Origin of the sequence: Vibrio sp. IB15 (assembly GCF_016406055.1) — a bacterium.
Classification (GTDB): domain Bacteria; phylum Pseudomonadota; class Gammaproteobacteria; order Enterobacterales; family Vibrionaceae; genus Vibrio; species Vibrio chagasii.
In genome coordinates this window covers 1-12,564 of sequence record NZ_JAEFCE010000059.1, presented here as the reverse complement: position 1 = coordinate 12,564, position 12,564 = coordinate 1, and the positions used below count along the sequence as shown (strand labels likewise).

Genomic DNA, 12,564 nt, shown 5'->3' with positions numbered 1-12,564 from the left:
ACAAGTGCCTACCGCTTCAGCTCACCATAGAGCCTAGAGCTACCAGCTTCGTACTGGACCAGTATCAATGTGGATGAAGTTACTACGAGCGTAATAACCAACACCACCTGCTTGCAGACTTTTAGCTACGTCTCTCAGCTCCTTTAAATCAACACCATCGATACGAAAATCGATCGCTTTACCAAGCATGTGATAGCTCTTTTTCGCAACTCCACTCGACTTAGATCGTAATGCTTCGTTTGTCGCCGGTGAACGGTAACCAGAGATGATCTGAACTTCTTTTTGAATACCCAAGATATTTTGGATCTGAGTGATCTGATCAAAGAGGTTCTTATCCATTGGGTGGATTTCATTGCGGCGGAAGTCTCGACATAACTTACTAAGGCGAGCCATTTCATCACCAATATAGTTAGTCCCATCGAAATAACAGGTCTCTAATCTTTCACCAGTATGAAGGTTGTTCATGCTAATCGTTCTTGGTTGATCAGGGTATGAAGCAAAAGCAATAGATGGAGTAAGTGAGGCGACAACAGCAGTACCACCAGCGTAAGTCAGAAACTGACGGCGTGAAAATAAACTTTGAGACATACAGCAAGAAAACCAATTAGATCGAACAAAAAACGCACGATACATAATGAAATTTGCTGCGTCAACGTACAAAAACCGCGCAAAACGTTAGTATTTGTAACCTTTGCACGGTTAGTTATTGATACTCATTATAATTTTATCAATAGAAGGCGAGTTGTCATTTTTTGGTCAAGATCACCATTCTATGCATATCTGCCATTAACCACCCTGTTTATCGTATTGATAGATGTCGCCACGATATTGAATCCCCTCTTCCTCAAATAACACGGTTTGATAAATGATATGTACAGGGATTCTTTTCTTGAGTCTAACTTTAGTATTGGGTGCTAGGTCATCACTCTGATTCGGCACTTTCTTTACCTTAGTCGCAAATAACAACTCCGCGAGTTCCTCGGCATGCTCAACACGAATACAACCAGAGCTATAGGCGCGGAAATCATCGTTAAACAAGCTTTTACTTGGGGTGTCATGGAGATAGATGGCTCGCTTGTTGGGCGTATTGAACTTATATAAACCTAATGCATTGCTAGAGCCTGCTTGCTGACGCATTCGATATGGGAAAGAGTTGAAGTTGATTGTCTGCCAATCAATCTCGGTAGTATCGACAGTTTCCATCGAACGCCAACCATCAATCACTTGAAAATTGTGTGTTTCAAGATAACTTTCGTCGGCTTTTACTTTAGGCAAGATATCTTTAACCATGATTTTCCATGGCACGTTCCAAGTCGGATTTAAGATCACCGAATCAAGTTTTATCTCTATGAGTGGTGTTTTTCTCGATTTTCTCCCGACCACGACTTTAGATTCAAAAACCTCTTCTCCGCCTTCCCAATACTTCATATCAAAACTAGGTACATTCACCACTATCAGTGAGTCTCTATTTCTTGGCCATAAACGGGCACGCTCGGCGTTCAATGCTAGAGAAGTGAGTCGATCATCAAAGCCCATGTTGATCCACTTGATCGTGTCTGGTCCGATAATCCCATCCGCGGTAATCCCATGCATACTTTGAAAAGCTTTGATCGCGATTTGTAAGTCTCGATCAAATCGAGGGGAATCGATAGCTATCATTGAAGTGTCTACGCCAACCAATGCAATGCGCTCAACCAGCGTCGCTTTGTCTGAAAGCTGATCTCCCAAGCGTTTCAAACCTTTTTGTCGGTAACGTTCAACACCAAGCTCTGATGCCGTGTTTAAAACAGAATAGGTTGCTTTGAATTGGTCAAAATCGCCAACCGGTGGCGCGTAAGACAACACCATCTCCAATAAGTAATCATTGGCGACGCTGCTTTTAAGTCTCATAACAATATGAGATGAAGGCGCGGGTAATTTAGAATGCAGCTGACCGGAGAAATACCACTCCTTACCTATGATTGGCGCATTCTCAACGTAGCTCAAATAATAGATGAAGGTGTCAGTCAGTAGTATGTCTAACTCTTGCCACTGCTGACGAGATTGGTATTGGCGAATCTGTTTAAGCTGTCGCTCAAAAAGCGGGGCCATCTTCGCTTGTTCAATCAGCGATAACTGGAATTCAAACGCCTTGACCAGCTCGGGAGAGTCCCACAAAAATGGAAATGAGGTATCTTCGTAAATGCTCTGGGTAAGTTCAGGGTATATCAGCATGAAAGAGCGCTCTGAATCTGCCGGAATAAACCGACGCTCTTCAGAACTCGTATAGCTCCATGTACTTACGGAAACTAGTACTAATAAACCAAAGAAGTATCTCGCTAACATGCCTTACTCCATCACCACTAATCCCATAAGTATGGCAAAGAAATTGGAGTAAGCATGTTAATTTTTAAGACAGTATATGCATCAAATTGACGACCAGTGATTATCCCACTGGACGGATGATTGCTGGCTTGATTTCTCATAAGGCTTGCGTTGGCTAACCACACTACCCGCCCCAGAACTCAACCTAAATTCACCATCAAGTAGCACAGCACCAGAAGCATCAGATAATGCCGATAATTCCACTAACTCTTTGGTTTGTTTAGACCAAATACCGTAGCAATTGCCTCGTGGTGAGGTGGCGATAATCCAATCATCTGACGCGGCAATACTTGCAATGTAGTGATTAAATCGTGCCCATTGCTCTGGCTCTGCATTCAAGGATTCGAACTCACCGCCTTTAGTATGCATCGCTAAAAGTGAAGGATATTCATCGGGTTCGCCGCGATATTGCTGGCCACAAAGTACTGTCTCTGCCCCATCATGCGCTAAGTGTCGAATGCTTAACTTCTTATCCAGCAATTCAACCTGTTCAAGCAGCTCACCTTGCGATGAAACATAGCTCAAATTAGGCTGCATGGAATCCAAGTTTTTCGGTGTTCGACCATCAGTGTGTACACCGCCAACGCCGATAGCAAGATTACCATCAGGCATGATAATCACTTCGTGAGGGCCAATACCAAAACCGGTGAATTCTTCGACCTTACGGTATCCTTGCGCAACATCATAGACGCCAATCACGCCCTGGCTTGTGTCCGTTTTCCCTTCAGTCGCATACAGTAGAGTACCGTCTAACGAGTAAACGCCGTGACCATAGAAGTGACGGTTGTTACCCTTCACTACCATTTTTATCTGCTCACCACTTTTGTAGTCAAACACCATAAAGTAGTTACCAGGGCGACGAGCAAACACCACCGCATGGGATGACGTTGGACAAATGGCGACACCATGACCGCGCTCAGGGATAGGTAGCTGGTTCAGTGGCATGCCATATTCATCAGCAACAACCGCGGAATACTGACCTCGACCATTAAGTGCGCAGCCAATCAACTGAGGTTTGCTCGATGCTTTTTCACCTGAACGGCTAGCACATCCGAACGGCAGCACTGGTACAGCAGCACAACCCAGTGCTGCTTTCAGTAAGGTTCTTCGTGTAGTATCAGTCACCATCGGTAGCATTAAATCCTATTACCACGCCAAGTTCTATCGCCACTTCTTCATGAATCAGGTACTTCAAACGCTCAAGTTTGTTGTACTGAGTCAGCACCTCGCGGTAACCCTCTTTACTCTGTAATAACTCAAACAAGCTTGAATCAGTAGGCCAAGTATCTAGCGTCAATGTGAACTGGTCAGCAACACGATCTGCAAGTGCGTTTAAGCCCTTATCTCTCAATAATCCGTCTAGGCCATTGCCATCAGCAATGTACAGATTCTGAAGTGCCGCTACATTGGCTTTGAGTTGAGTCATCGAGGTTTGTGCACGCCATGATTCTGAGAAATAAGGGCGCGGGTGACCAATTTTTGCCATCGGACGGCTCAGCTTTTTCATGCTGTAATCAAGTTGGTTGGTCAGTAGTGCGATGTATTCCGACTCCCAACGCATCTCGTCCAAGGCTAGCCATGGGTTAACTTGCCAAGCTTCAGCAATTGAAGCTGATTTCATTGCCAAGTTTTGTGCAATTGCTTGTGAAGACAAACAGCCCGATGCTTTATCTTTAATCAGTGGCGATTGCTCGTCATAAAGTGACCATTCCAACGCGCCTAAACCTTGAACTGTCACGCTTTGTTGCGCGATTTCGTCTTGTGTCCAGGCTTTGTTCTGTTGAGTCAATTGACGCATCTTAAGACCCGTCGTGTTCTTTTTGTCTGGCCAGAACTGAACATTCCAGCTCTCTTCTAATGCCGCCGTTGGACCACGTTCTTGTCCTTGCAGCGCCATCCAACTGTTCATGGTGAGCTGCCACTGATTTTTAACTGCATCTAACTCGACGTTATTTGCTTCACAGTAACCTTGCATCAAGGCTTCTAATTCGCTCGATTGCTTAGCGAATAGTACTGCTGAATCAAACTCCTGTTGATACACACTACGACTAATATGACTTGTCGTGTCGGCTTGATAAGACACACCGTTAACCTCAGACGAAGCAACTTGCTCCCCTGATGATTGACAGCCTGCCATGGCTAAAACCGACAAAGGCATTAACAATAATTTTTGAGCCATGCTGTTACCTTACTTCCTAATTTTTCTTTTAATTATATGAGTTCATCAAATATGAAAACGACCGCTGAGCTCGTATTTCTACAAGTTCAGCGGCAGTCAGTCATTTATTCGCTACTTGTTTCGCTCATCAAGCCTCTGGCTCAAATGAGTTCAAGTTAGCTTATAGTGAATCTAAGAACGCCAGCAGTGCTTCACGTTCGCTACGACTTAGTGACAACACTTTCTGTTTCGCCATCTCAGCTTCACCACCGTGCCATAGCACAGCTTCCATCACGTTTCTTGCTCGACCATCATGCAGCAAGAAGGTGTGGCCATTCACTTCTTTTGTATACCCTAAACCCCACAATGGTGTGGTTCGCCACTCACGTCCATTCGCTAGATACTCTGGACGATTATCCGCTAGGCCTTCACCCATATCATGCAGCAGCATATCGGTATAAGGGCTGATTAACTGGTTAGAGAGTGCAGGTAAACCGTCGCGCTTAGCGGTACGAATCTCAGCTTGGTGACAGCTTTGGCAACCAATCTCTTTGAACAGTTTCTTGCCTTGAACAACAGCAGGATCATCAACATTTCGACGAATTGGAACCGCTAAGTGCTGAGAGTAGAACTCAACAAAGTCGAGAATATTATCGCTGACTTCTGGCTCACCACCATTAGGGAAATCATCACAGGTTGACTGTGCTGATGTGCAGTTTTCGTTCGGGAACAAGCTACTTGTTAAACCTAAATCACCATTAAATGCCGCTGCGTTTTGCTGCATTAGGTTTGGTTGCCCTGCTTTCCAACCAAATCGACCCAACGCCATCTCGTTAGTTTGAACATCAAGAACGTAATTGGCTTTGCCTGTTACACCTTGATTGTCCGCAGCTTGCTGCTTCGTGAAGCCAAGAATCGTTTCTTGTGGAATGCTCTCGAGCAAACCTAGGCCGATCATTGGTGGCGCAACACGAGCTGAGAATTCAGTTTTAGGATGCATCTCACCGAACGCAAGCTCAGTAATTTTTAAAATCGGTTTACGCAGAGTAACGACCGTGCCGTCTTTGAAGGTAACAGGTACATCCGTGTAGCTAATGTTTACTTTACCCTCTGGTTTTACCCCTTGAAGCGCAAAGTCTTGTAGCTGACCACCGTAAGTTGGCTCTGGTATGCCGCCATCTCGGATAAAGGCTTGTCTTTGCTCTGGTGTTTCGGCCGGAATGCTTAAGCGAACTAGCATAGATACTGCGTTCTCATCGCCTTTTTCTGGCGCGTGACCTCGCCCATCTTTGATGTGACAGTTTTGACAACCGTTCGTGTTAAACAACGGACCTAAACCATCACGAGCGTCAGTTGATGATGGCGCGGGTACCCACGGGTTTCTAAAGAAGCTATTGCCAACGCTGAAATCTAAGCGCTTGCTCATTGGCAAGTTAGCAGCAGGAAGAGAAAAAGCATTTGCTCCCTCTTTCTTTACGGTCGTTTTGCCACCGGAGTAGGTTTCATGGGCGTGTAATGGAGATAAGAAAAACAGTGCAGTTAAGAGTGAGGCTGATAGATACGACTTCATACAGTGCCTTGCTGAATTTTTGATTTTAGTTTTTATAAGGAAGTGGCTTTTTTCTTAGCAAACAATTAAGGGCTCAATCAGAGCCCTTACATTGGTGTTTGACTCAGGTTCTTAGAACTCGTGATCAGCCGTGTCTGGGTTTAGGCTATCAATGCCAATCACACCAGCAGCACGCTCAATTGCAGCTGTTTGAGATACTAGAGCAACAATTGTTTTATTGACTAGTGCGTTACCTGCAGCGTTGTCAGCAGCAATTAGTTGGTCAAAGTGCTGGTTGTTTTTCTCAGCAGACGTTACCAGTTGGCCTACTTGTGCACGTGCTAGGTCAAACTGCTTTTGAATCTCTTTCGCAGCTTGCTCATCTTTTTGCTCAACTAGGTCAAACAGGCTTGGACCTGAAAGTAGAGTACCGTCTTCACGCTTGTATAGGCCCGTGTAAACGTTGTAGATACCTTGCTCGTTGTAGTAATGAGAGTTATGCGTGTTATCAGAGAAGCAATCGTGCTCATCTTCGGTTGAGTTCGCTTCTAATGCTACCTTCATACGCTCACCAGCAAGCTCACCAAGAGACAGTGAACCCATGCCGAATAGCATTTTACGTAGGCCGTTTTCACTTGATTCAGAAAGAAGCTCTTGACGGTAATTACCTTTCTCGCCTTCAGCCCATTGCTTTTCCATCCACTCTAGATCTTGAATTAGTAGCTCAGCTGATGCTTTTAGGTATGCGCCACGACGGTCACAGTTGCCATTTGTACACTCAGCACCAACAACGAAGTCAGTGTAAGCACGCTCACCTGCACCTGAGTTTGTGCCATTCAGATCTTGCCCCCAAAGTAGGAATTCAATCGCGTGGTAACCCGATGCAACGTTTGCTTCAGAACCACCGATCTCGTTTAACTCTGCGATTAGCTCAGGAGTAATGTTCGTCGCATCTACTGTCGTCTGACCAATTTGGAACGTTTTGTTTGCAACGATGTTAGCGCTTGCGCCTTCGTTACCTAGTTCGTATTGGTAATCAGAAGAAACGTAATCGATCAGACCTTCATCTAGTGGCCATGCGTTTAGTTGACCTTCCCAATCATCAACAACCACGTTACCGAAGCGGAATACTTCAGACTGCTGGTATGGTACGCGAGATTCAAGCCAAGCTAGTTTTACTTTTTCGAAGTTGCCAGCAGAAGGAGAAGCTAAGAAGGTATCGATAGAAGAGTTCAACGCTTTTGCTGTGATTACTGAATCAGCAAATACCGCGTGTGCAATATCTGCGTAATGTTCTATTACTTGATCTTGAGTTACTGCAGCGAAAGAAGAAGCAGAGGCAAAAATGAGTGACGAAGTTACGGCTTTTGTCACTAAAGATTTGATAGTCATGAAGCATCCTTGTTGAGCTTTAAATTATTATTCGTAGTAATAGTGCAAACCATTATCATTTACACTACGGATTTGAATAATACAAACTTACAATTTTATTGCAAGATAAATACAAAAAAACCTCACATATGTGAGGTCTTTAAACGTTTCTGTGTTAAGCGCAACAAGCTGCGGATTAGATATCCAAGTTATGCTTGCCGTGTGAAACTTTCGCTTTTAGGTAGCTTTCATTACCAGATTTGATATGAGCAGATGTATTCACCACTTCTTCAATCTCGATACCATAAGACTTCAGCTCATTAATCTTCTTAGGGTTGTTTGTTACCAAGCGAATCTTAGGGATGCCCAAAGCACGCAGCATCTCAGCGGCTTCAGTGAAGTCACGCAAGTCATCACCAAAACCTAGGTGGTTATTCGCTTCGTAGGTGTTCATTCCTTCGCTTTGAAGGCGGTACGCATCGATCTTGTTATATAAGCCAATACCACGACCTTCTTGACGTAAATAAAGAATCACGCCGCCAGTTTCACCCATAATTCTGATGGTTTCATCTAGCTGCTCACCGCAATCACAACGAGAAGAGTGGAAAACATCACCAGTAAGGCACTCAGAGTGCATACGAACAAGAGGTACATCTTGCGTCTTATCTGCTGATTTGAATATCACAGCAACATGCTCTTTATCTGTTTTCAATCCATGAAAAGAGAGCAATTCAGCATCAATACTGCTTGTTACTCCTACTTTGAAATCTATTCTGGCACGCACTTCCGCCATAGCTATACTCACTTGAAAATTCGATGTATTTAACAACACTACATTATATGTCTAGGCAATATTTTGTAGCTAACTATCTAATGATAGACACTATGAGGCTCTTAACAATTTTTTTCAAGGTCGATAGAGTACAAATTGTTATAATATAACAATTAATCTTCAGGTAACAAAAAACCCCACATTGGTTTGACCAACATGGGGTTAGAAATGAATCAGTTGCAGCGGAACCTGCTATTTTTACCGAACACTCAACTTACTTGGGTCTGTTTCCAAATCACAAGTTGTACCCAAGCATTCTCCAATTCAGCTAGCTCTTCTTGCGTCAGCGTAGAGATGCTCGACTGCGCACTGTATCTTTCTGCCCATTTGTCGGAACGAACATGGGTATGGAACTCTTTTTTTAAATTTGAGATAACGTTATCCACAGACACATCCTTATATACAGTGCTTAGCCTTTATAATCCGTTAATGTTACAAAATACAGGTCAATTGGTAAACAGTAATACACAATTTTTATGAGCGCTTTATAACACTTTTTACTGATAAACATATAAATAACAGAAATAATAGGCTCGGTATCAACCAAAGTAATAAGTTTGCCGTGCTCAATGACGGTTTATAAAGCACAAATTCTCCAAACCTCTCCGTCATATATTGAGTAATTTCATGATTACTCTTCCCTGCTTTCACCATATTAAATACAACTAGGCGTAAGTCCTTTGCAATTGGAGAGTTTGATTCAATCAGGTTCTGGTTTTGGCATTGAGGACAGCGCAGTGTCTTAGCTAAAGCAATGGCGCGCTGTTGTTGGTCGGGGCTTTCAAACTCAAAAAGCTCCACTTGTATGCTGGTGCTCTTATCACTGGGAGCAAACAAATCTTCTGCGGATGCGGGTAGACTTATCGCGATAATCATAGAAACGAATAATATTATTTGGGCTAAAGATCTCATTATCCATCCACACCATCAAAATAAAAAGCAAGCTCATCTTGCCACACGGATTCGTTAATTACGCCCATTAACTTCTTCACAATATTTCCTTTAGCATCAACCAAGTATGTCTCTGGAGTCCCTATTACACCAAGTTCGAGCGCTAGCTTACCTTGAGGGTCGCTAATCACTTTTGAATAAGGGTTGCCATCACTCGATAGCACATTAATAGCAGCGGCCGAGTTATCTCTGTAGTTAAGTCCAACAATAGGAATCCCTTTATCGCGAAGTGCTAACAAATAGGTATGTTCCGATTTGCAGATACCACACCATGAAGCCCATACATTCACTAACTGGTAAGGGTGCTCAGTAATGTCTTTTAACGTCAGTTTTTGTTTACTGCTGATGCCTTCTCTATCCGTTAAAGCCATAGAAGTAAATTCAGGAAACGCTCTTTGTTGTATCGATACGGTGGTGGTTTGCTGTTTGTTATCAAGAGCAAACAAAAATACCAACACCAACACCAGTGCCAATACAATAAGCGTAATAATTTTGTTACGAACGCTGGTATGCATACTGTGACGCCTTAACGGTTTTCTTTTTACGATGAGTTAACGAAAGCAGTGCCCCCAGTATGGATATCAAACCACCGAACCAAATCCAGCGCGCATACGCTTTGTACTGAACACGAAATGCATAGGCTGTAGAGTCAACTTTCTCTCCCATAGTGATGTAGACATCACCATGCCAGAACCACTTCATTGCTGGCTCACTCATGTTCATTACTCTGACTTGGTAATGTCTTCTCTCTGGCTCGATAGAAAATGCTTGTTCGTCGGCATGGAGGTTGAGCAAGGCTCTTTCTGTCGTAAAGTTCTAAGCGACATAGAGTTCTGTATCGCGATGAGAGAGCGTCCAGTCCATAAACTCAACCTCTTCACCTGGGCTCAATTTGTAACTTCGCTCAAATGAATGGTAACTGTTCATCGCGGCACCTATCGCTAATACTGCGACACCCACATGCGCCAACGTCATCACCCATACTTTGCGTTGAAACTTCGAGTTGCGCGTTACCGCTAAGCCGTAAACATGAGTCAGGGCTACCCAAAACGCAAGTGACCATGTCATTAGCACCATCACTTGGATCGCTTCAACTTGCAAAACATAAGTTACAAAGCCAAGACAGAGAGACAATAAGGCAATAATTCCAATCACACCTTTCGACGCTTGAGGTTTGATACTGAGCAATGGCGCTAAACCTACCACTGCCATCGCGAGCAGAGCCAACGGCGCAATAAGTAAATTAAAATAAGGTGCACCTACGGATATGTTTCCAAGGCCAAGTAATTCAAAAACCATTGGTAGAAGGTACCAAACACCACCACCGCCGTAGCCAGTACAAATATAAGTACCGCCACTAAACTCAAAAAACTTTTACTCGCAAAGCTAGTGATTGGATTCGACTCGAAAGATTCACCACGAACAATAAGAAGAGAAAACGAACTCACTAACACCAAAACCAGTATCAGCAACAGCGCGATACCTTTGGTTGGGTCAACAGCAAAAGCATGAACGGAAGTGAGGACGCCAGATCGAACAATAAAGGTACCGAGGATACTTAAACAAAACGTAATGAAAGCAAGGCTAAGTGACCACTTCAGCAACTGTTGTTTGCCTTTAGCAACACCCAAACTGTGCAATAGAGCGGTTGATGTTAGCCAAGGTAATAGGCTGGCATTTTCGACCGGGTCCCAGAACCACCAACCACCCCACCCTAACTCGTAGTATGCCCACCAAGAACCAAGAATGATCCCTGCGGTTAAAAAGATCCAAGCGACCAAACACCAACTGCGACAATGAGCGACCCAATCGAATTCAATCGGATCCACCAGCAAAGCGGCCACAGCAAATGCCAAGACCACAGAGAAACCAACATAACCCAAATACAATAGAGGTGGGTGGAATATCAAACCAACGTCTTGCAGCATAGGGTTAAGATCGCGCCCTTCAAGTGGCAAGGTGGAGTTCAATTCAAACGGATTCGAAGCAAACAAGGTGAACCAGGCGAATATCGCGAGTAACACATTCATCACCCACAATACGCGGCTCTGATACTCAGAAGAATATTGCTTTTGTAGGGCAATCACACCCGACCAACAGCTGATGGTTAACACCCAAAATAGCAATGAGCCTTCATGTCCAGCCCACACAGCGGCCATTTTGAAGAAGGTGGGTAATTGAGTATTGGAGTGTTCTGCAACATAGAGGATGGAAAAGTCGTCACCGACAAAGGCATAGCCAAGTAAAACGATAGCGCCAATGGAAAACAAAGCGCTAGAGAGGGAGAAACTGCGAATTAAAGCCACATTTTGTGCTTGTTTAGTTAGCATTTGATACATCGAATACACAGCGATAATGCTGCTGAGAACAGCGACCAAATTTAAACTAAACAGCCCCAAAGAACCGACCATATCACCTCAATCAGGCTCTACCTAAGCAGAACCAAGTTAAGCCATTATTGGCATTGATTGCTCAACTAGCTGATGTAACTCAACTAGCTGCTGTTACTCAGCGAAAAGAAATTTAGTGAGCAGGTGCTTAGTATCCAACATCCACTCACTTATAATCTTGAGCGAAATTAAGCTAACGTTAATTGCCCTGCATAAAGGACAAACGTTCTTAGCATTAATACGCCCATCAGGCTCAATGAAGTAACAGAGAAAATATACACAGTACTATGGCGAACCGATGCTGGTGTCACGGCGTTAAGCAACAAGGGTAAAACCATACCCACACCAATTACGCCATACCAGAACCAACTTGCCCAGAAACCACCGCCAATCGCGTTCCATACTGCCTGTTCACTTTGACCACCAGCAAATATCAACCCAGTGAAGAAAGTAACAAGGACAAACAGTTCAAACATAACAACAGGACGTTCGAAGCCGTGGATCCAAGAAATACTGGCACTATGCGGAGACTCCTTAAAGACCAACACACCAAATAAAATACATGCCGCCGCTCCCGAGGATAAACTCGAGAATAAGAACAATATCGGCAACACTGGGTTATTCAGCATTGGGAAGGTATTTAGCGCAGAGAGTAAGAAGCCAGTGTAAGCCGCAAGTAATAGCGCAAGCACAGCTAAGAATATTTCAAAAACATTCTCAAAAGATTCTAATTTGCCAATCCAGTTACTGACAAAATCGAGTCGCCCTTTTAACCATGCTTGGTCATTCAAGAATATGGCAATCTGATTTCGGAATATAATGCCGATCCAAACAAATAGGATCACCATATACACTTGGAATAAGATCACACCCATCGACATCACTGACGTCGGATGGCGTTGTTGATCAAATCAAGCAGAAGATCAACGACGCCATGTATAACTTACCG

General features: G+C 43.8%; 10 protein-coding genes and 2 pseudogenes. All 12 read right to left on the bottom strand.

Translation table 11 applies throughout. The annotated features are described in order from the left end of the window. Window positions 1-39: 39 nt before the first annotated feature. On the bottom strand, window positions 40-588 hold the full coding sequence (locus JC606_RS18680; protein ID WP_008222012.1) for a YcbK family protein: 549 nt from the start codon (window positions 586-588) through the stop codon (window positions 40-42). Between the two features lie 198 nt (window positions 589-786). Next, a complete protein-coding gene (locus JC606_RS18675) occupies window positions 787-2,325 on the bottom strand; it encodes a L,D-transpeptidase family protein (protein ID WP_198779155.1) in 1,539 nt (512 codons plus the stop codon). 81 nt (window positions 2,326-2,406) lie between these two features. Further along, the gene (locus JC606_RS18670) at window positions 2,407-3,492 is read right to left on the bottom strand and encodes a DUF1513 domain-containing protein (RefSeq protein WP_198779154.1); all 1,086 of its coding nucleotides are present in this window, start codon (window positions 3,490-3,492) and stop codon (window positions 2,407-2,409) included. Beyond that, window positions 3,482-4,543: an imelysin family protein gene (locus JC606_RS18665; RefSeq protein WP_137407480.1), complete on the bottom strand. Its 1,062-nt coding sequence runs from the start codon at window positions 4,541-4,543 to the stop codon at window positions 3,482-3,484. Before JC606_RS18665 ends, JC606_RS18670 begins: the two co-directional genes overlap by 11 nt. 160 nt (window positions 4,544-4,703) lie before the next feature. Beyond that, window positions 4,704-6,092, bottom strand: a complete 1,389-nt coding sequence (locus JC606_RS18660; RefSeq protein ID WP_198779153.1) for a di-heme oxidoreductase family protein — start codon at window positions 6,090-6,092, stop codon at window positions 4,704-4,706. A gap of 111 nt (window positions 6,093-6,203) precedes the next feature. Continuing rightward, window positions 6,204-7,463: an imelysin family protein gene (locus JC606_RS18655; protein ID WP_198779152.1), complete on the bottom strand. Its 1,260-nt coding sequence runs from the start codon at window positions 7,461-7,463 to the stop codon at window positions 6,204-6,206. 175 nt (window positions 7,464-7,638) lie between these two features. Further along, entirely contained in the window at window positions 7,639-8,235 is a 597-nt protein-coding gene (locus JC606_RS18650) for a GTP cyclohydrolase II (protein WP_061032781.1), read from the bottom strand. A 248-nt stretch (window positions 8,236-8,483) separates the two neighbouring features. After that, on the bottom strand, window positions 8,484-8,660 hold the full coding sequence (locus JC606_RS18645) for a hypothetical protein (RefSeq protein ID WP_170222442.1): 177 nt from the start codon (window positions 8,658-8,660) through the stop codon (window positions 8,484-8,486). Window positions 8,661-8,748: 88 nt separating this feature from the next. Continuing rightward, complete coding sequence (locus JC606_RS18640; RefSeq protein ID WP_233090479.1) at window positions 8,749-9,186, bottom strand: cytochrome c-type biogenesis protein CcmH; 438 nt, start codon at window positions 9,184-9,186, stop codon at window positions 8,749-8,751. Further along, complete coding sequence (locus JC606_RS18635) at window positions 9,186-9,740, bottom strand: DsbE family thiol:disulfide interchange protein (protein WP_137407477.1); 555 nt, start codon at window positions 9,738-9,740, stop codon at window positions 9,186-9,188. Before JC606_RS18635 ends, JC606_RS18640 begins: the two co-directional genes overlap by 1 nt. Beyond that, window positions 9,721-11,636, bottom strand: a pseudogene (locus tag JC606_RS18630) (heme lyase CcmF/NrfE family subunit). Before JC606_RS18630 ends, JC606_RS18635 begins: the two are co-directional and overlap by 20 nt. A 167-nt stretch (window positions 11,637-11,803) precedes the next feature. Next, window positions 11,804-12,511 (bottom strand): annotated as a pseudogene (gene nrfD, locus JC606_RS18625) (NrfD/PsrC family molybdoenzyme membrane anchor subunit); the annotation flags it as partial. Between the last annotated feature and the right edge of the window lie 53 nt (window positions 12,512-12,564).